Origin of the sequence: Bradyrhizobium sp. NBAIM14 (assembly GCF_020193895.1) — a bacterium.
GTDB classification, from domain to species: Bacteria; Pseudomonadota; Alphaproteobacteria; order Rhizobiales; family Xanthobacteraceae; genus Bradyrhizobium; species Bradyrhizobium yuanmingense.
The window spans coordinates 50,702-69,418 of sequence record NZ_JADYVQ010000005.1; the positions used below are offsets into that span (position 1 = coordinate 50,702).

The 18,717-nt window shown below is 64.1% G+C and carries 18 protein-coding genes, 1 tRNA gene and 2 pseudogenes; 12 read left to right on the top strand and 9 right to left on the bottom strand.

From position 1 onward, the window contains the following. The first annotated feature begins 122 nt into the window (after nucleotides 1–122). The gene (locus tag I6F28_RS14530; RefSeq protein WP_036001244.1) at nucleotides 123–725 is read left to right on the top strand and encodes a TetR/AcrR family transcriptional regulator; all 603 of its coding nucleotides are present in this window, start codon (nucleotides 123–125) and stop codon (nucleotides 723–725) included. Between the two features lie 64 nt (nucleotides 726–789). Here I6F28_RS14530 and I6F28_RS14535 read toward each other — a convergent pair whose 3' ends face one another. After that, entirely contained in the window at nucleotides 790–1,374 is a 585-nt protein-coding gene (locus tag I6F28_RS14535; RefSeq protein ID WP_225140179.1) for a DUF1349 domain-containing protein, read from the bottom strand. Between the two features lie 509 nt (nucleotides 1,375–1,883). Here I6F28_RS14535 and I6F28_RS14540 point away from each other — a divergent pair. The 6 genes from I6F28_RS14540 (at nucleotide 1,884) to I6F28_RS14565 (ending at nucleotide 7,253) form a co-directional block, all read left to right on the top strand. Further along, nucleotides 1,884–3,101 carry a multidrug effflux MFS transporter gene (locus tag I6F28_RS14540; protein WP_225140180.1) on the top strand — a complete coding sequence of 406 codons (1,218 nt, stop codon included), beginning with the start codon at nucleotides 1,884–1,886 and terminating at the stop codon, nucleotides 3,099–3,101. Between the two features lie 15 nt (nucleotides 3,102–3,116). Further along, on the top strand, nucleotides 3,117–4,514 hold the full coding sequence (gene guaD, locus I6F28_RS14545) for a guanine deaminase (RefSeq protein ID WP_225125813.1): 1,398 nt from the start codon (nucleotides 3,117–3,119) through the stop codon (nucleotides 4,512–4,514). A gap of 15 nt (nucleotides 4,515–4,529) precedes the next feature. Continuing rightward, nucleotides 4,530–5,513, top strand: a complete 984-nt coding sequence (locus I6F28_RS14550; RefSeq protein WP_225140181.1) for an antibiotic biosynthesis monooxygenase — start codon at nucleotides 4,530–4,532, stop codon at nucleotides 5,511–5,513. Between the two features lie 52 nt (nucleotides 5,514–5,565). Then, nucleotides 5,566–6,483 carry a ribonuclease Z gene (gene rnz / locus I6F28_RS14555; protein ID WP_225140182.1) on the top strand — a complete coding sequence of 306 codons (918 nt, stop codon included), beginning with the start codon at nucleotides 5,566–5,568 and terminating at the stop codon, nucleotides 6,481–6,483. Between the two features lie 143 nt (nucleotides 6,484–6,626). Beyond that, nucleotides 6,627–6,700, top strand: a tRNA-Gln gene (locus I6F28_RS14560). A gap of 172 nt (nucleotides 6,701–6,872) precedes the next feature. Next, the gene (locus tag I6F28_RS14565) at nucleotides 6,873–7,253 is read left to right on the top strand and encodes a DUF1428 domain-containing protein (protein ID WP_225140183.1); all 381 of its coding nucleotides are present in this window, start codon (nucleotides 6,873–6,875) and stop codon (nucleotides 7,251–7,253) included. Here the strand turns inward: I6F28_RS14565 and I6F28_RS14570 are convergent. Genes I6F28_RS14570 through I6F28_RS14580 form a run of 3 tightly spaced genes read right to left on the bottom strand, consistent with a single transcriptional unit; the run spans nucleotide 7,246 to nucleotide 12,185 of the window. Then, on the bottom strand, nucleotides 7,246–7,812 hold the full coding sequence (locus tag I6F28_RS14570) for an invasion associated locus B family protein (RefSeq protein WP_036022432.1): 567 nt from the start codon (nucleotides 7,810–7,812) through the stop codon (nucleotides 7,246–7,248). The genes I6F28_RS14565 and I6F28_RS14570 overlap by 8 nt on opposite strands. Before the next feature lie 60 nt (nucleotides 7,813–7,872). Beyond that, nucleotides 7,873–11,016 carry a multidrug efflux RND transporter permease subunit gene (locus I6F28_RS14575; RefSeq protein ID WP_036022406.1) on the bottom strand — a complete coding sequence of 1,048 codons (3,144 nt, stop codon included), beginning with the start codon at nucleotides 11,014–11,016 and terminating at the stop codon, nucleotides 7,873–7,875. Beyond that, nucleotides 11,013–12,185: an efflux RND transporter periplasmic adaptor subunit gene (locus I6F28_RS14580; RefSeq protein WP_225140184.1), complete on the bottom strand. Its 1,173-nt coding sequence runs from the start codon at nucleotides 12,183–12,185 to the stop codon at nucleotides 11,013–11,015. The genes I6F28_RS14575 and I6F28_RS14580 overlap by 4 nt, the downstream gene beginning before the upstream one ends. A gap of 374 nt (nucleotides 12,186–12,559) precedes the next feature. On the opposite strand from I6F28_RS14580, the pseudogene I6F28_RS14585 reads away from it, so the two are divergent. The 5 genes and pseudogenes from I6F28_RS14585 to I6F28_RS14605 all read left to right on the top strand — a co-directional run bounded on the left by I6F28_RS14585 (nucleotide 12,560) and on the right by I6F28_RS14605 (nucleotide 15,433). Next, nucleotides 12,560–12,854, top strand: a pseudogene (locus tag I6F28_RS14585) (hypothetical protein). 147 nt (nucleotides 12,855–13,001) lie between these two features. Continuing rightward, nucleotides 13,002–13,208: pseudogene (locus tag I6F28_RS14590) on the top strand (PKHD-type hydroxylase); the annotation flags it as partial. Then, nucleotides 13,205–14,137, top strand: coding sequence for a tonB-system energizer ExbB (gene exbB / locus I6F28_RS14595; RefSeq protein ID WP_225112193.1), 933 nt, complete (start codon nucleotides 13,205–13,207; stop codon nucleotides 14,135–14,137). The pseudogene I6F28_RS14590 and the gene exbB, both read left to right, overlap by 4 nt. 3 nt (nucleotides 14,138–14,140) lie before the next feature. Next, the gene (exbD, locus tag I6F28_RS14600; RefSeq protein WP_036001202.1) at nucleotides 14,141–14,596 is read left to right on the top strand and encodes a TonB system transport protein ExbD; all 456 of its coding nucleotides are present in this window, start codon (nucleotides 14,141–14,143) and stop codon (nucleotides 14,594–14,596) included. Between the two features lie 12 nt (nucleotides 14,597–14,608). After that, complete coding sequence (locus I6F28_RS14605; RefSeq protein WP_036001198.1) at nucleotides 14,609–15,433, top strand: TonB family protein; 825 nt, start codon at nucleotides 14,609–14,611, stop codon at nucleotides 15,431–15,433. On the opposite strand, the gene I6F28_RS14610 is transcribed toward I6F28_RS14605, so the two are convergent. From I6F28_RS14610 to I6F28_RS14630, 5 genes are all read right to left on the bottom strand, one after another. Then, nucleotides 15,421–15,843 carry a hypothetical protein gene (locus I6F28_RS14610; RefSeq protein WP_036034307.1) on the bottom strand — a complete coding sequence of 141 codons (423 nt, stop codon included), beginning with the start codon at nucleotides 15,841–15,843 and terminating at the stop codon, nucleotides 15,421–15,423. The genes I6F28_RS14605 and I6F28_RS14610 overlap by 13 nt on opposite strands. A 63-nt stretch (nucleotides 15,844–15,906) precedes the next feature. After that, on the bottom strand, nucleotides 15,907–16,587 hold the full coding sequence (locus I6F28_RS14615; RefSeq protein ID WP_036022448.1) for a site-2 protease family protein: 681 nt from the start codon (nucleotides 16,585–16,587) through the stop codon (nucleotides 15,907–15,909). 147 nt (nucleotides 16,588–16,734) lie between these two features. After that, nucleotides 16,735–17,127, bottom strand: a complete 393-nt coding sequence (locus I6F28_RS14620; protein ID WP_036022450.1) for a GFA family protein — start codon at nucleotides 17,125–17,127, stop codon at nucleotides 16,735–16,737. 7 nt (nucleotides 17,128–17,134) lie between these two features. Continuing rightward, complete coding sequence (locus tag I6F28_RS14625) at nucleotides 17,135–17,881, bottom strand: SDR family NAD(P)-dependent oxidoreductase (RefSeq protein WP_036022452.1); 747 nt, start codon at nucleotides 17,879–17,881, stop codon at nucleotides 17,135–17,137. Nucleotides 17,882–17,899: 18 nt separating this feature from the next. Further along, the gene (locus I6F28_RS14630) at nucleotides 17,900–18,631 is read right to left on the bottom strand and encodes an SDR family oxidoreductase (protein WP_036001186.1); all 732 of its coding nucleotides are present in this window, start codon (nucleotides 18,629–18,631) and stop codon (nucleotides 17,900–17,902) included. Nucleotides 18,632–18,717 lie beyond the last annotated feature (86 nt).

Here is an 18,717-nt window from a genome sequence, read left to right on the forward strand (position 1 = left end):
ACTAAGAAAATTGTACGCCGATACCGCGACGATTGGAAGACACAAGAAAAAGAAAGCTAGAACAAATAGATAGGATCCGGCGTTAGGCTGAGACAGCACGCCGAATCCGAGGAGACAGGCACATGGGCATGGGACGCCCCCGCGAATTCGACGCCGAAACGGCGTTGGACCAGGCGATGGAAGTGTTTTGGCGCCATGGCTATGAGGGCGCGACCATTGCCCAGCTCACGGAGGCCATGGGCATCAATCCGCCCAGTCTCTACGCCTGCTTCGGCAACAAGGAAGGCCTGCTGAAGGCTGCGCTCGACCGCTACACCACGCTGCGCAACATCTGGATGGACGAGGTGGTCGCAGCGCCCACCGCTCGCCAGGTGGCGGAGCGGATGCTGATGGGCATCGCCGACAAGCAGACCGATCCCGCCAATCCGCCCGGCTGCCTGCTCGTGCAGGGCGGCATCGCCTGCGGCACCGGCTCAGAAAACGTCCCCTTCGAGCTCGCCGCCCGCCGCGCCCAGAACGAGGACCAGCTCCGCGACCGTTTCGTCCGGGCCAAGGCGGAGGGCGATCTCAAGGAGAGCGCCGATCCGGCCGCGCTCGCGCGCTATGTCTCGGCGGTGGCGGTCGGCATGGGCGTGATGGCGTCTTCAGGCGCCGATCGTGAAGCGCTGCGGCAGGTCGCTGATGTCGCCGTGCAGGCCGTGGAAGCGCAGTCGGCCAGGGGGTAGAGACGAGTGGCCTGCGCTGAACGACGATCTGCCCGCTCGGGAGCGCGATAGATCGCAAGGCCGCTTAGCTCAGGTCGTGAAGGTCCTTTCCAAGCGGCGGTGTCAGACGAAAGTTCGAGAACACGACTTCCAGTCCCGCCCGCTCGGGCGTGCAGGCCATCGGGCCCACAAGATAGGAGCTTGCTGCCGGAAACGGCGCTAGCCGCATGAGAGGCCAGGTCTTGCCATCGGCCGAGACTTGTAGACGAAGGACGCCGTCGGCGACGGTTGCGCGGACCCAGAAGTCTCCGGCATCATGCTCATAGGGTGCCGTTGCCCAGTCCGATCGCCCGTCGGTTAGCACGCTTGCAAGCATGGCGCGGCCGTCCGACAGTTCGATGCCGGCCTTGACCCAATGTCGCGCGTCGATGCGCACCATGATGCCCGCCTGATCGTAGAGCGCCTGGAAGTCGCCCTGTACACGTAAGCTGGCGGTGAATGCCTCGCCGGTTGGAAAGCCCAGGAAATGCCCGCTGTCACGATAAAAGCCGTAGTAGGTTTCGCGCCAGAAATCGGTGCCTTTGTCCGTCACGACCTGGAGGCGATCGTCCTCTGCCGTCCATCGTTTCGGTTCGTTCAACCACACGCCGTCACTTCTGAGGAGAGTCATTTCCAACCTCGATTGCCGATGCCTGCCGTGGCTCGATCCATCTGCCGGACAAGCATGGCCTCGTGCAAACTGCGATCGGGCGCGTGCACAGAGTTCAGCCTCGCGCCATCGACAGTGGTGCCGATGTCGAGGCCGGCTCACGTTTGATAGCAGCCATGGCTTCCGACCGGTTAAGGGCGTCGGCGCGAGTTGCGGATTCACGATCGGCGATCATGCAACTTTGCGCCTGTTCTGCCCGACGTGTCAAACGGCCTTCGCCGGCAGGACCCGCACCATGCGGCGCGAAATTCTTCAATGATTCGTACTGTGCATGGGGTTGTTTTCGCATTTTTGTTTGAGCGTGCCCGGAGCCTGATCATCCAGCGCCGCAAACCGTATCGATACGGGAACCCCTAAGAGTTTTTACATACAGTTCTGGCACGTTCCGCGCGTCAATATCCGCAGCCTGCATCGTGTCTCATTTCGCGCACGAAAAGACGGAGCCGGCGGGAGTCGAGGGGCCGTAAGCCATGACTGCACTTGCTTCGGACGCCGGTCGCGCCAGGAGTGGGATCGTGCCGATCCTGTTGTGCGTCGTGCCGTTCAGCCAGGTTCCGCTCGATGCCTATACGCCGGGCCTGCCGCAGATGGTGGTGGATCTCGCAGCTGACGCGGCGTCGATGCAGAACACCGTCACCGCTTACATGCTCGGCATGTCTCTGGCGCTGGTGCCGGTCGGTATCGCCTCGGACACTCTCGGCCGCCGCAACGTGCTGCTCGCAGGCCTGTCGGTCCTGATCGCGATGAGCATCGCCTGTGCGATGGCCACCAGCGCCTCGCTGCTGCTCGGCTTGCGCTTCCTGCAAGGCATCGGCGGCTGCACTTGTCTCGTCGTCGCCTATGCGGTCGCAGCCGATTGTTTCCGCGGCCGCGAGCTCACCGCGATCTCCGGCTTGTTGGGTGCCGCCTGGGGCCTTGCGCCGGTGCTGGCGCCGGCAGCCGGTGGCTTCATCGTCGAGCTGACCTCGTGGCGCGGCGTCTTCGTCGTCATTGCCGTCGCCGCGGCGATCGTCGCCGCGATCGTCGCATTTCTTCTGCCCGAAACATTGCCGGCAGAGCGGCGCGCGCCGTTCGATCCGCGCCGCACTGCCGGTATTTTGCGCGATGCGCTGGTCCGCCCGGGCTTCCTCGCCTTCGTGCTGGTGTTTGTCGCGGCGGCCAGCGCGCAGCTGGCGTTCGGCGTCGTCGCGCCGTTCTTCTACCAGACCGGTCTCGGCTATTCGGCGGCCATCTACGGCCTCGTCGCACTCGGGCTTGGCGGGGTCAATCTCGCCGGCGAGCTCGGCTGCGCGCATTTCGCGCGCGTCATGCCGGCGCGCTTGCTGGGCTTCGGCGCCTTCGCGCTGTTCCTCGCCGGTGCGGTGGTCCTGACGGTAACAGGCATGACCCTCGGCCTCGATGTTGCGTCGATCACGATCGGCGGCGCGCTGGTGCTCGGCGGCTGCGGCGTGCTGTGCCCGATGATGTACGGCATGGCGCTTGGCCTGTTCGAACGCGACCATGGCCTGGTTGGCGGCCTCATCAGCGCGCTCTGCTATCTCGCCGTGAGCGGTGCCATGGCGATCACGGCGGTGTTGCCCGAAGCGACACAGGCGCCGATCGGATGGCTTTATCTCGGACTCTGCGCCATTGCGGGGACGCTGCTCGCGATCTCGCTGCCGTCGGCGCGGCAAGCGACACACAGTTAAATAAGGAACCAAATCATGACCACGGTCGGAATTCGCGGCACGTTCTTCGATTTCGTCGACGATCCCTGGAAGCACGTCGGCAACGAGCCGGCCGCCGCGCGCTTTCACCAGGATGGTCTCATGGTCGTCACTGACGGCGTGATCAAGGCGTTCGGTCCTTATGACAAGATTGCCGCCGCCCATCCGGGCGTCGAGGTCACCCACATCAAGGACCGCATCATCGTTCCCGGCTTCATCGACGGCCACATCCATCTGCCGCAGACGCGCGTGTTAGGGGCCTATGGTGAGCAGCTCCTGCCGTGGCTGCAGAAATGGGTCTACCCGGAAGAGCTCAAATACCGGGATCGCGACTACGCGCGCGAGGGCGTGAAGCGTTTCCTCGATGCGCTGCTCGCCTCAGGCACCACCACCTGCCAGGCCTTCACGAGCTCCTCGCCTGTTTCGACCGAGGAGTTGTTCGAGGAAGCGAGCAGGCGCAACATGCGCGTCATCGCGGGCCTCACCGGGATCGATCGCAACGCGCCGGCCGATTTCATCGATACGCCGGAAAATTTCTATCGCGACAGCAAGCGGCTGATCGCGCAGTACCACAACAAGGGCCGCAATCTCTACGCCATCACGCCGCGCTTCGCCTTTGGTGCCTCGCCGGAATTGCTGAGAGCGTGTCAGCGCCTCAAGCACGAGCATCCGGACTGCTGGGTCAACACCCACATCTCCGAGAACCCGGCCGAATGCAGCGGCGTGCTGGTCGAGCATCCGGATTGCCAGGATTATCTCGGCGTCTACGAGAAGTTCGACCTGGTCGGTCCGAAATTCTCCGGCGGCCACGGCGTCTATCTCTCCAACAACGAGTTCCGCCGCATGTCGAAGAAGGGCGCGGCGGTGGTGTTCTGCCCGTGCTCGAACCTGTTCCTCGGCAGCGGCCTGTTCCGCCTCGGCCGGGCCACCGATCCCGAGCATCGCGTCAAGATGTCGTTCGGCACCGATGTCGGCGGCGGCAACCGCTTCTCGATGATCTCCGTGCTCGACGACGCCTACAAGGTCGGCATGTGCAACAACACGCTGCTCGACGGCAGCATCGATCCCGCGCGCAAGGACCTCGCGGAAGCCGAGCGCAACAAGCTCTCGCCCTATCGCGGTTTCTGGTCGATCACGCTCGGCGGCGCCGAAGGCCTCTACATCGACGACAAGCTCGGCAACTTCGAGCCGGGCAAGGAGGCCGATTTCGTCGCGCTCGATCCGAACGGCGGACAGGTCGCGCAAGCGTGGCATCAATCGCTGATCGCCGACGGCGCCGGCCCGCGCACGATGGACGAGGCCGCGAGCATGCTGTTCGCCGTCATGATGGTCGGCGACGATCGCTGCGTCGACGAGACCTGGGTGATGGGCAAGCGTCTCTACAAGAAAGGCTGAGGCGGACCGCTGCCGATGCGCGCATCTCCTGAAACAGCCGGCCAGCCGGTCGCTCTCGTCATTCAGCGCCGCATCGCCGACGACGCCTTTGCTGCGTTCGCCCGGTGGAACGGTGAGGTCGGCGAGGTGCTCAAGGCCTGGCCAGGCTTCCTCAGCCTTGAAGTGGTGCCGCCGCAACCGCCGGCGCATGTGGACTGGGTGACGATCCTGCGTTTCGCGAGCCCCGCTGCGGCACGTGCCTGGCTGCAGAGCGAGGTGCGGGCGAAGCTGATCGCGGAAGTGCAGCGCTTCTTCGTCGGTTCGGAGGACGTCCATATCCTGCCCGACACCGGCGTCCCGCGCGACAGCGCGGTCTCGGCCGTCATCTCATTCAAAGTCCCTGATGGACTCGAGGACGCGTTCCTGAAATGGCAGCAGCGCATCCAGGCGGCGGAGGCCGAGTTCAAGGGATTTCTGCGGCACAAGATCGAGCGGCCGATTCCGGGCCTGCACGACGAATGGATCATCATCCTGTCTTTCGACAGCGATGCCAATCTCAATGCGTGGCTCGACTCGCCGTTGCGGCAGACGCTGCTGAAGGAGGGCGCGCGCTTCAATGCCGGAATGCACGTGAGGCGGGCGAGCTACGGCTTCAATTTCTGGTTCCCGGCCGGCAAGACGTCGGCCCCGGAGCAAGGGCCCGGTTTCATCTGGAAGAGCAACCTGATCGTTCTCCTGGTCCTTTATCCCGTAGTCTACCTCTGGGGCTATTTCATCAGCGCGCCCCTGATCGACAGAAACGGCGTGCCGGTCTGGCTGTCGCTGTTCATCGGCAATCTCGTCAGCACGCAGCTGCTCGGCTGGTGGCTGGTGCCCGCCGCCTTCAAGGCGCTCGACTGGTGGGTGACGCCGAAGGCGACGATCAGTCGCCAGATCGCGGGGTACGTGCTGCTCGCCGTGCTCTATGCCGCGTCGATGGGCCTGTACGCGCTGCTGCTCGCGTGGCATTGGGGACGGTGAGACCGTCAACCGTATCGACGCGGAGAAGGACGGTCGCTGGACATCGACGACCATGTTCGCCCTGACGTTTCTCGGGACATCGGCGAGCGTTCCCTCGGCGGAGCGCAACCATCCGGCACTCCTCGTGGAAGCCGCAGGCAAGCGCGTCCTGGTCGATTGCGGCGAGGGCACGCAGCGCCAGCTGCTGCGCAGCGGCGCCGGCTTCCGGCGGCTCGACCGCATCCTGCTCACCCACGCCCATCTCGACCACGTGCTCGGCATCCCCGGACTATTTTCGACGCTCGGCTTGCGGCAGACGTCCGAGACGATGACCGTTCACGGCGGCGCGGGCACGCTCGACCTCGTCACCCGCATGCTCGCCGGCCTGTGGGGCGCGGGCAGGGCGCCGATCGCCGTCCAGTTCGAAGCGCTGACCGAGGGACGAGCTATCGATACCGGTGAATTCGCCGTTGACTGTTTTCCGGTCCGCCACCGCGACACCGACAGCTTCGGCTTCATCTTCCAAAGCCCCGCGCGCCGTCATCTGCGGCCTGATCGCCTCATCGCGCTCGGTGTCCCCGATGGTCCGTTGCGCGGCGAGTTGGCCGCCGGCCGACCGATCGTGGTTGCCGACCGAACCATCGATCCGGAAGAGGTCCTGGGTCCTGTGAGCGGCGGCAGCAAGCTCGTCGTGATCGGCGACACCGAGACCACCGAGGGGTTGTCGCAATACGTCGCCGGCGCCGACATGCTGGTGATCGAGGCGACGTTCCTCGATCGCGACGCGCCGACCGCGCGGAATTACGGCCATCTCACCGCGGCAGAAGCGGCCTCCTTTGCCGCCGCGAACGAGGTCGGACAGCTCGTGCTGACGCATATGTCGGGACGCTACGAAGACGCAGAGATTCTCGCCGAGGCGGCAAAAATCTTCCCGAACACCCGGATCGCCGCAGACTTCGACCACATCGTCGTCTGTTCAAACGCGCCCTGACCCGATCCGTCCACCGCAGCGCTTGCCAGCCCAGATGCGAGCGGGTAGAAGGCTGCCACGCCTGAGCCGCGATTAGCGCGATGCGCTTCCCGGCCACAGTCGAACAAATCAAGCAGGCCTTTGAATTTGTTCGACTATTCCGTTGGGGAATGGTGTAACGGTAGCACAACAGACTCTGACTCTGTTTGTCTTGGTTCGAATCCAGGTTCCCCAGCCAGTTCCGGGCGCTTTCCCAAAGGTATGGTTCCGGTCCCTGGGCAGGATGGCAGGCAGGTTGATGGGCTGCCTCGCTGCTCGCGACGGTTTGCCTCACCTAGTATTTGCGTTTCCAAGTCGGATCGCCGCGCGCTGTATCGTCCTTGGGCTGGACAACCCAAGGAGATCCGCAAATGCCCTATGTCGATGGTTTCGTTCTCGCCGTGCCGAAGGACAATATCGAGGCCTACAAGGCGCTGGCGACGCAAGCCTGCGCCATCTGGATGGAGCACGGCGCGCTCGATTATGTCGAATGCATCGGCGATGACGTTCCCTATGGAGAGCTCACCTCGTTTCCGCGCGCGGTGATCGCGAAGGAGGACGAGATCGTGGTGTTCGCCTGGATCGTCTATCGGGACCGCGAGAGCCGCGATGCCATCAACAAGAAGGTGATGGCGGACCCGCGCATCAAATTCGAGGGCATGCCGTTCGACGGCAAGCGCATGATCTATGGCGGCTTCACAACGCTGCTTCGGGCGAGTGACATCGTGACGCGAGGCGTGCCTGCTACTTGATCTTGTCGTAGGCCGCCGCGAAATCGCCGAGCGGCATCGGGATCGCGATGGTCTCCTTGGCCATGTTCTGAAAAGAGACCTTCAGCTGCTTGCCCGACCGCAAGGCGGCGAGCAGGTCCGGCGCAACCGGGGTCGAGGCGTAGCAGCCGCGATTCTCGCAGGTCTGGATCTGGAGATCGAACGTCTTGCCTTCGTCGATCTGGAGCTTGGCCCCGACCGGAAGGTTGAGGCCGAGCGGCAATTGCAGAAGCGCGATCGGCGTGCGGGTGTCGGGCGCGATGCGGATGTTGATCAGGACGACGGTCTGGCCCGTCTTGGTCAGCACCGCGTTCTGCTCCATCGCGCATTCGAGCGGCGCGTCGCGGCTTGCGCTGGTGCAGCGGACGATCCAGCCGGGCTGTCCGGAAGCACCGTCAGCCTGCGCCTGTGTCGGGGCAGGCGCGGGCTGCGCGGCCGGGGCGGGCGCGGCGTTCTTCTTGGCGCCCTGCTGGGCGTGTGCTGCGCCCGCTGACAACAGGACAGCAGCGACAAGGGCGACAAGTCTGGATTGCACAGGCATGGGAAACCGCATTTGCGAACCGGGGTCTCGCTGTAGCGTCGCGGCAGGCGCGGCGCAAGCTTACTCGGCGGCTTCCTTGACGCTGCCGTGCTCGGGCGTCTCCTCGCCTTCGTCGTCCGAACGGCCCCAGGTCGAGAACCAGTTGTTGAGCTTGTCGAGGTAGAGATAGACGACCGGCGTGGTGAACAGCGTCAGCGCCTGACTGACGATCAGGCCGCCGACCATGGCGTAGCCGAGCGGCTGGCGGATTTCGGCGCCGGTGCCGTGGCCGAGCATGAGGGGCACGCCGCCGAGCAGGGCCGCCATCGTCGTCATCATGATCGGGCGGAAGCGCAGCAGTGCGGCCTGGCGGATCGATTCCTCCGGCGTCTTGTGCTCGTCGCGCTCGGCGGCAATCGCGAAGTCCACCATCATGATGCCGTTCTTCTTCACGATGCCGATCAGGAGAATGATGCCGATCAGCGCGATCAGGCTGAAGTCGAATCCGGCCGCCATCAGGATCGCGAGCGCGCCGACGCCGGCCGAGGGTAGCGTCGACAAAATCGTGATCGGATGGATGTAGCTCTCGTAGAGAATGCCAAGGATCAGATAGACCACGACCAGCGCGGCGAGGATCAGGAGCGGCACGGTGCCGAGCGATTGCTGGAACGCCTGCGCGGTGCCCTGGAAGCTCGAATTCAGCGTGGGCGGCGTCCCGAGCTCCGCCATCGCCTTCTGCACGGCCTCGGTGGCCTGGCCGAGCGCGACGCCTTGCGCGAGATTGAAGCTGATCGTGATCGACGGGAACTGGCCTTGATGGCTGATCGAGAGCGGGCGGACCGGATCGGTGGTCCAGCTCGCGAAGGTCGACAGCGGCACCTGGTCGCCGGTCAGCGGCGATTTCACGTAGAGCTTGTTCAGCGTCTCGAGATCGCCCTGCATCTCCGGCAGGACTTCCAGGATCACCTTGTAGGTGTTGAGCTGCGTGAAATATTGCGTGACCTGCCGCTGTCCGAAGGAATCATACAGCGTATCGTCGATCAGCTGGGGCTGGATGCCGTAGCGGGCGGCGGTGTCGCGGTTGATCTTGAGCTGGACCGTCGTGCCCTGCGTCTGCTGGTCGGTCGCGACGTCGCGCAGCTCCGGCAGTGTCTGCATCTTGCCAAGGATCTTCGGCGCCCATTCGTTCAGCTCGTCCAGATTGGCGTCTTGCAGCGTGAATTCGAACTGAGTGCGCGTGGGTCGACCGCCGAGCCGCACGTCCTGGGCCGCCTGCATGTAGAGGCGGGCGCCCTGGACCTTGTCGAACTGCGGACGCAGACGCGCGATGATCTGCTGGGCCGAAGCGTCACGCTCATTGCGCGGCTTCAGCGTGATGAACAGGTTGCCGTTGTTGCCGGCACGGCCGCTGCCACCGATCGACATGGCAACGCTGGCAACGTCGGGATCGGCCAGGATGATCTTGCCGAGTTGCTCCTGGCGTCTCACCATCTCCTTGAACGAGATGTCCTGCGAGGCTTCGGACGTGGCCGTGATCAGGCCGACGTCCTGCTGCGGGAAGAAGCCCTTGGGGATCAGCACGAACAGGTAGATCGACAGGCCGAGCGTGACGAAGAAGATCGCGAGCGTGGTGCGCCGCCAGGCGAGGGCGTGATCGAGCACATATTCGTAGCCGCGCAGCATCGCGTCGAAGGCGCGCTCGCTCCATTGATAGAAGCGGCCGTGCTGCACCTCACCATGGGCGCGCAGGAAGCGTGAGGCCATCATCGGCGTCAGCGTCAGCGATACGAACATCGAAACGAAGATCGTCATCGCCAGCACCACGGCGAATTCGCGGAACAGGCGCCCGATAATGCCGCCCATCAGGAGCAGCGGGATCAGCACCGCGACCAGCGAGATGCTGATGGAGACGATCGTGAAGCCGATTTCCTTGGAACCCTTGAAGGCGGCCTCCATCGGCGAGTCGCCTTCCTCGATGTAGCGCGTGATGTTCTCGAGCATCACGATGGCGTCGTCCACCACGAAACCGACCGCGATGGTGAGTGCCATCAGCGACAGATTGTCGAGCGAATAGCCGACCGGCCACATCAGGGCGCACGCGCCCAGCAACGCCAGCGGAACCGTGACGGTGGGAATGACCGTCGCCCAGAAGCTGCGCAGGAAGATGAAGATGACCATGACCACGAGCACAATGGTCAAGAGCAGCGTGAACTGGACGTCCTCGACCGCGGCACGGATGGTCGCGGTGCGGTCGCTGATGAGCTCGATCTTGATCGCGGGCGGGATCGCCGCCACGAGACGAGGGAGGGTCGCCTTGATCCTGTCGACGGTTTCGATGACGTTGGCGCCGGGCTGCTTGAAGATCACCAGGAACACGCCGCGCTTGCCGTTGGCCCACGCCGCCTGCTTGGCGTCTTCGGCAGCGGTGACCGCTTGGCCGATATCGCGGATTCGCAACGGAGCGCCGTTGCGATAGGCGATGATGACGTCGTTCCAGTCCTTCGCGTGGGTGAGCTGGTCGTTGGCGTAGATCGTATAGGCCCGCTTCTCGCCGTCGATATTGCCCTTGGGGCTGTCGACCGTGGTGATCGCGATCTGGCTGCGGATATCCTCCATCGACAAGCCCTTGGCGACCAGCTTTGCGGGATCGACCTGAATGCGGATCGAGGGTTTCTGCTGGCCGCCGATGAAGACCTGGGCGACGCCCGAGAGCTGGCTGATCTGCTGGGCGAGCTGGGTGTCGACGGCATCGCTGACGCTGGTCAGCGGCAGCGTCTCCGATGTCGCCGACAGTAGCAGGATCGGCGCGTCGGCGGGGTTGACCTTGCGGTAGGTCGGGGGCGACGGCAGGTTCCTCGGCAACTGGCCGCTGGCCGCGTTGATGGCACCCTGTACGTCGTTGGCGGCGCCGTCGATGTTGCGGTTGAGGTCGAATTGGATGGTGATCGACGCCGTGCCCAGATAGCTCGTCGAGGTCATCTGCGCGATGCCAGGAATCTGGGCGAATTGCCGCTCGAGCGGCTGCGCCACCGACGAAGCCATGGTCTCGGGGCTGCCGCCGGGCAAATTGGCGGTGACCTGAATGGTCGGAAAGTCCACCTGCGGCAGGGGCGCGACCGGGAGCAGGGGATAGGCGACCAGGCCGACGAAGAGAATGCCGGCCATCAGCAGCGAGGTGCCGATGGGATATCGGATGAAAGGCGCCGAAATCCCGCCCCCGATCATTGCTGTCGAACCTTGTTCTGGGTCGGATCCGAGCTTGCTACCGCCGTCGACACCAGGCTTCCGGGCTGCACCTTGAACTGTCCGCCGACGATCACCTGCTGACCGGGGCTCAATCCTTCCTCGATGACCGAATGACCGTCGATGCCATAGCTGACCTTGATCTTGTGCAGTTCGGCCTTGTTGTCCTGGTTGACCGTATAGGCATAGAGTCCGTTGGTGGAGCGCTGGACCGCGTCATCCGGAACGACCGTCGCATCCTTCAGCGTTCGCACCAGGAGCCGCGTCGAGACCGATTGCCCCGGCCACAGCGTTCTTTCCTTGTTGTCGAACACCGCCTTGAGCCGGATCGTGCCGCTGGTCGCGTCGACCTGGTTGTTGATCACCGCGAGCTTGCCCTCGGCCAGCGTCCTCTTGCCGTCGGTGGTGAAGGCGATCACCTTGAGCGCGCCGGCCTTGTGGCCTTCGCTGATATAGGGGAGCTGGTCTTCCGGCGCGGTGAAGATCACCGCGATCGGCTCGACCTGCGAGATCGTGACGATGGCGGTCTGCGACGAAGCGTTGACGATGTTGCCGATGTCGACCTGACGCAGGCCTGCCACGCCGGTGATCGGCGCCTTGATCTGGGTGTAATCGAGCTGGGTCTGGGCGTTGGAGATCGCGGCATCGTCGGCGGCGATCTGGGCGGTGAGCTGAGCGACGGTGGAGCGCTGTGTGTCGACGCGCTGGGCGGTGGCGAATTCGCCGAGCTTCGTGGCGCGCTGGAGCTCGAGATTGGCGTTGGCGAGACTGGCCTCGTCCTGCGCCTTCTTGGCCTTGGCCTGGTCAAGCGCGGCCTGATAGGGACGGGGATCGATCGAAACCAGGAGATCGCCCTGCTTGACGATCTGGCCTTCCCTGAATTCGAGCTTGTCGATCTGGCCATCCACACGGCTTCGGACCTGGACCGTGTTAAAGCCCTGAACCGTGCCGAGACCAGTGAGATAGACCGGAAAGTCGGTCTTCTGAACCGGCGCAACGCTGACCGGGACGGCGGAGGGGCGAGGCGGGCCTTTTTGTGCGGTCTGGGTTTTTCCCGCCTCGGACGTGCCGAATTTCTGCCAACCATAATAGCCCGCAGAAGCCACGGCCGCGATGATCAGAAGCCAAAGGATCGGCCGGGACTTGTTCATGTCGTCTCGTGTCGGCTCGTATGCCCTCGGCTACGAATATCGGGGCAATCGTACGGTTCCAGCATGATGTATAATACACGCCAACTTCCAGAGTAAACAGCACTATCGGGTGAGAATCCTAAACAATTGGAAAGCTTTGCACCGTGTAGGCAGCTCGTTGGCGCGGCGACGTGCAATGCCGCGTTTTCCCGCCGCGATCGGCCGGCGTGCAAGTCTTGCGTAGCACGCGGAGCAGTGTGCTCGGGACCGATCGGCCCCGCGCCGCGCTGCCTTTCGGATCTGCCGCAAGAACGGTTCTAAGTCGCCTCGTAGCCGTTTCGGTTACCATGGATTTCGGCATCGTCCATTTCGGCGCCGCAGCGACGGAGCAAAGCATGGACGAGCTGAACGGCAAGCTGATCGCGTGCCAGATGCTGATCGAGGGATTGATCGCGTGTCACCAACGAGCAGCGCGATCCCTTGTGCTTCCTCACCGACTTTCGCGACGAGATCAAAGCCGTTGTCAACGGCGCCAACATCGCCGGCATGGACAGCACCGATCGCGTGCGCGCCGTTGCGAAGACCGTCGACGAGTTGCTGTGGCTGATGAAACCCAGAGCGGCGATCGAGTGGCCAGCAATCGATTTGCGTTTAGGACGCATCCTTCGCTCAGAGAGCGGGGCAGTTTAGAATCGTTTTGATCTTGATCTATTCAAGGGTTCTCGCGAACGGCACGCATTGACCCGCAATTGTGTGGCCGATACCAACAGGCGACATTCGTTCGACGCGTGTGAACGACAGGAATTGGAGGGCCTTGTGCTCTATCCTCCAGCACCTCTCGTCGCCCCCGTGACCAGGGGGACGCGGGTTGCGTCTTTCTTCTGGCTTCAGAGCATGATACGGGACGATCAAGCCCGGAGCATGATCTATGGCCTCGACACCGCGATACAGGCGCTGGTGGAACGGCTCGGGCGTGACGATCCCGAAACGGTCAAATTGACGGGTATCTATCACAATCTCATTCGCTACTGGGCCGAAGTATGAAGACCATCTCCTTCCAAGCAAGCCTTGCCGCAGCCTTGATGCTGGCGTCTGCCTGGCTCGCATCCCCCGTTTCCGCCCAGACGCAGAGCCCGCCGGCACCGGCCCCATCGACGGCTCAGCCGTCCGCTGCCGGGACCGTCCCCCCGGCAGCTGCGCCTGCGGCCTCGACGGCTCCCGCCGTCGTGGGCGCCGCCCCGGTGGCCGCCAATCCCGCGGGTGCGAAGCCCGAGGCTGCGGCCATGAAGGAATTGTCGCCCTGGGTGATGTTTATGTCGGCAGACGTCATCGTGAAGGCGGTGATGATCGGGCTCGCCTTCGCTTCGCTGATGACCTGGACCGTCTTCATCGCCAAGTCGATCGAGCTGTCGGTCGCCTCCGGCAAGCTGCGTGCGGCGTTGAAGAAGATTGCGGAGGCGCGCTCGCTTGCCGAAGCGCAGATGGCGCTCGGCACCAAGGAGGGCATCCTGCCGTCGTTCCTTGCGGCGGCGTTGCGCGAAGCGCGGATGTCGGCTGGCCTGTCCAGCGATGCCGGCATCAAGGAACGCGCCGCCTCGAGCTTTTCCGAGATCGTGCGCGCGGAGCAACGGCGCATCCGGATCGGCATGGGCGTGCTCGCGACCATCGGCTCGACCTCGCCCTTCGTCGGCCTGTTCGGCACGGTCTGGGGCATCATGAACAGCTTCATCGGCATCTCGAAGTCGCAGACCACGAACCTCGCCGTGGTCGCGCCCGGCATCGCCGAGGCGCTGCTCGCCACCGCGATCGGCCTCGTCGCCGCCATTCCCGCCGTCATCATCTACAACCACTTCTCGCGCGTGACGAAAGGCTATCTCGAGCTCGTCAGCCGCGCCTCGGGCGCGGCGGGGCGACTGCTGTCGCGTGATCTCGACCGCAGCCACGGCAGCGTGCATTCGCGCGCGGCGGAGTAGACCATGGCCGTTTCGCTCGCTGACAATGATGACGACGACGATTTCTCGGAAACGCATGACATCAACGTCACGCCGTTCATCGACGTCATCCTGGTGCTGCTGATCATCTTCATGGTCGCCGCGCCGCTGTCCACGGTCGACCTGCCGATCGATCTGCCGACGTCGAGTGCGACGCCGCAGAAGAAGCCGGACAAGCCGACTTATCTCAGCATCAAGCCCGATCTGACGCTCGCGATCGGGGAGAACGCCGTTCACCGGGCCGAGTTGATCGGAACCCTCGACGGCCTTTCCGAGATGAGCAAGGATAAGTACGTTTTCCTGCGCGCTGATCGCTCGGTGCCCTATGGCGAGTTGATGGGCGTGATGGAGCTCTTGCGCTCGGGCGGCTATACGCGGGTGAAGCTGGTCGCGCTGGAAGGCGCACCGGGGGCGCCTGTGGCAGGCGCCGCCCAGCCTTAAGAAGACGGAACGATGGCGGACGAACCGAGACCATCCCGGAAGCTCTGGATCCTGGCGGCGGCGGCCGCGCTCGCCCTGCATCTCGGCGGTGCTGCGCTCGCGCTGGCGCATTTGCACGGCGACGACGACGGCGATGGTCTCGGCGCGGCCGGAGCCGAGTTCGCCGTCGAGATGGCTTCGCCGGAGGCTCAGGAATCCGATTTGCCGACCGGACCAAACGACTCCGCGGCACAAGAGGAGCGCCCGGAGCTTCCAGAGCAGAAGGCCGAACTGAAGGAGACGGAACTTCCTCAAGATCGACCGCAAGAGGCCGAGGATCCCGATCGCATTGTCAGCGAAAAGGTTGCGAAGAAGGAGCAGGACGACGATCCGAAGGCGGCTGCCGTTGAAACGCCCGCCATGGAGGCTGCCCCAAAGCAGGTTGATATGGCCCGGCAAACGTTCGAGGACGCAACGCGCGAGGCCGAAAAGGCCCTGGCGCCGGTGGTTGGGCTCGGCAAGGACATCCTGAAGATCACGGTGGACTGGAACAAGAAAATCAGTGCGCGTATCAAGCAGCACCAGATCAATCCGGAAGGCAGAGAGAACGCCAATCAGAAGGTCACGGTGAGTTTCGCGCTCAACCGAAAGGGAAATGTGGTCTCGGTCGACGTGATCGCGTCGTCCGGCGACGCCGCCTACGATGCAGCTGCGATCTCGATGGTTCGCAAGGCGGATCCTTTCGAGCCGCCTCCGGTTCAACTGACCGAGGAGCGTTTCGAGCGCACCCTCGAGATCAGCTTCGCCCCTGAGAAATCGAAGAAGACCGCCAACAAGAAGTCGGCTCAACGCCAGTAGAGCCGGATCCCGACATAGACCACCACCAGGCAGGCGAAGATCAGCGCCACGGGCAGGGGCCGTTTCTGGGCTCCGCTGGCCGCGCCTGTCCCGAAGAAACCAGCGCTTTTCGGCTTCGGCGCCGGGCGCCGGAAAGCGGTAACATTATCCGCTGCCGGCTCGGCCTCGCGCGGACGCACGTCGGGCGGCGTTCCAGCGCCACCCATCTCGACGTAATAGGCCTTGTAGATCGCACCGATGGTGGCCTCGGTGGCTTCGCCTTCGCTCATCTGCGCCAGCAGGTTCCTGTAGCTGCTCAGGAACTCCTGGGCCTCCGGAGGCAGCGCGGACGCCCCGTTGAGCTTAGCCATCATCTTCCAGGTGGCAAAATCGGCGCGGGCGCGGGTGTCGGCGCGTCGCGCGATCAGCATATCGGCAGCTTTGACCAAGTCGGCCTCTGGCCTTTCGGCTCGTGTTCGGGTGTTCCGGTTCAACTACGCATTGCCGGTCAGGAAGAGAACAGCCTGAATCACATAACCGGTCAACGTCCGCAGTATTGCTGAAATAACATCAAGATTTAGACCTAACTGCGAGCCCGCCAGCGGCAGCAGGATCAAGAGCCCGATCAGGATCAACATACCGAACGGCTCGAGCCGGGCGAGCGGCAAGGCCAGGGGGCGCGGCAGCAGCCCGACCGCGACGCGGCCGCCGTCCAGCGGCGGGATCGGCATCATGTTGAAGACGGCCAGGATGGCGTTGATGATGAGGGCATTCTTGAGGTTGTCGGCAACCCATTTCGCCGCGCTCGCGGGCACCAGCGGCAGGGCATGGAAGGCGAGGGCGGTGGCGAGCGCCAGCAGGATGTTGGTGGCGGGTCCGGCCAGCGCTACCCAGACCATGTCGAGCCTGGGATTGTTCAGCTTGCGGAAGTTTACCGGCACCGGCTTGGCGTAGCCGAACAGGAACGGCGAATGCGCGAACAGCAGCATCGCCGGCAGGATGACGGTGCCGAACGGGTCGATATGCCTGATAGGATTGAAGCTGACGCGGCCGAGCTGCGCGGCCGTGTTGTCCCCGAGCCGGTCCGCGACGAAGGCATGCGCGGCCTCATGGAAGGTGATGGCGAGCACGAGGGGAAGCACCCACACCGACAGGTCGTACAAGGAAATGTTCACAGCTCATCCATTTCGGTTAGCTAGCGGCCTTGCAACCGTCCTGACCAAACCGGCGCAGCAACGCTTCGGCTCAACATAGGGTGGCCGGTTCCGAATTGCCACGCTGCAGATGGATGCTTCGGCCGGCCGCCGTGCAGTCGCGCAAAGTCACGCCGGGATCGTCCCGGGATATTGCACCAAGCCGTCGTCGAGCTTCACCCAGGCGAGCTTTTCCGACACCCAGATGTGCTCGGTCGGCGCAAAGGCGTTACGATCATCGAAGGTGGCGAGCGCAACGCCCGCTAGCGTGCCGTTGCGGCGCCAGGCGAAAAGCCGCGTGCCGCAGCGCTTGCAGAACACGCGATCGATATTCTCCGAGGAGGCGTAGCGTGCAGTCTCGCCCTCGACGCTGAGCGCGCGCTGGTCGAACTGGGCGCGGGCGAAGTAGGGCGAGCCCATCGCCTTCTGGCAGATGCGGCAATGGCAGATGCGGACGTTGAGCGGCTCGCCCTCCGCCTTAAAACGCACCGCGCCGCACAGGCAACCACCTTCCCGGATCATGATGTCCTCAATAGGTCGCGCGCCCGCCCGAGATGTCGAACACCGCACCGGTCGAGAAGGCGCAATCCTGGGATGCGAGCCAGCTCACCATCGCGGCGAGCTCTTCCACCAGCACGAAGCGCCCCTTCGGGATCTTCGACAGCATGAAGTCGATATGCTGCTGCGTCATCTGGTCGAAGATCGCCGTCTTCGCCGCCGCCGGTGTCACCGCGTTGACGAGGATGTCATGGGCGGCGAGCTCCTTGCCGAGCGACTTCGTCAGCGCGATCAGGCCGGCCTTGGACGCCGAATAATGCGCGGCGTTCGGGTTGCCTTCCTTGCCGGCGATCGAGGCGATGTTCACGATCCGCCCGTATTTCTGCTTGAGCATTTCGGGCACGATCGCCTTGGAGACGATGAAGGGGCCGTCGAGGTTGATGCGCAGCACCTTGCGCCATTCCTCCAGGTCGGTCTCCCAGACCGGCTTGTTGACGCCGGCGATGCCGGCGTTGTTGACGAGAATGTCGATCTTGCCGAAGGCCTTGAGCGTCGCATCGCGTGCCTGCTCGACGGCCGCCGTGTCGGTGACGTCGACCTTGAAGACTTTCGTTTCGCCGCCGATCTCCTTTGCCGTCTTCTCGGCCAGCGCGGCGTCAAAGTCCCAGATCGCGACCTTGGCGCCGGAGGCGACGAAGCGCTCGGTGATGGCGCGGCCAAAGCCCTGCGCGCCGCCGGTGACGATAGCGATGCGGCCGTTGAGATCGATCTTGTTCATGCCGGAGGCCTTCCTGCGTCAGAGCATGTAGCCGCCGTCGACGACGAGATCGACGCCGGTGGTGAAGGCGCTCTCGTCGCTGCCGAGATAGACCGCCATCGCGGCGATCTCCTCGGCGGTGCCGAGCCGGCCCATCTTCTGGCGCGAGATGAACATCTCCTTGCCCTGCGGGCCCTGGGCTGCCGCGCGGTCGAGCATCGAAGGCGTCTCGACGGTGCCGGGACAGATCGAGTTGCAGCGGATGCCCTTGGTGATGAAGTCGAGCGCGACCGCGCGCGACAGCAGCGACACCGCCGCCTTCGACGAGCTGTAGACGTAGCGGTTCGCCGGCGGCCGCAAGGCTGCGCAGGACGAGATGTTGACGATGCTGCCGCCGCCGCCGGCGATCATGTCGGGCAGGAAAGCCTTGATGGTCCGGTGCATCGACTTGACGTTGAGGTCGAACGAGAAGTCGAAGTCCTCTTCCGAACATTCCAGGATGGTGCCGTGATGCACGAAGCCGGCGGCGTTGAGCAGGATGTCGATCTTGCCGACGCGCTTGGCGAAGGCGTTGACGTCGGCGGTGTTGCGGACGTCGAGCTTTGCGACCTCGGCGATGCCTTCCTTCGTCAGGCTCGCGATGCCGGCTTCGTTGATGTCGGTGGCGATGACGGTTGCGCCTTCACGCGCGAACGCGATGGCGCAAGCGCGCCCAATGCCTGCCGCGGCAGCCGTGACGACGGCGCGCTTTCCCTTGAGGCGGTCTGCCATGTTGTTTCTCCTGCGAATTTTCCTTCGTCATTCCGGGGCGCGCCTCTTGGCGCGAACCCGGAATCCATCGCGCCACAGCGCCGGTG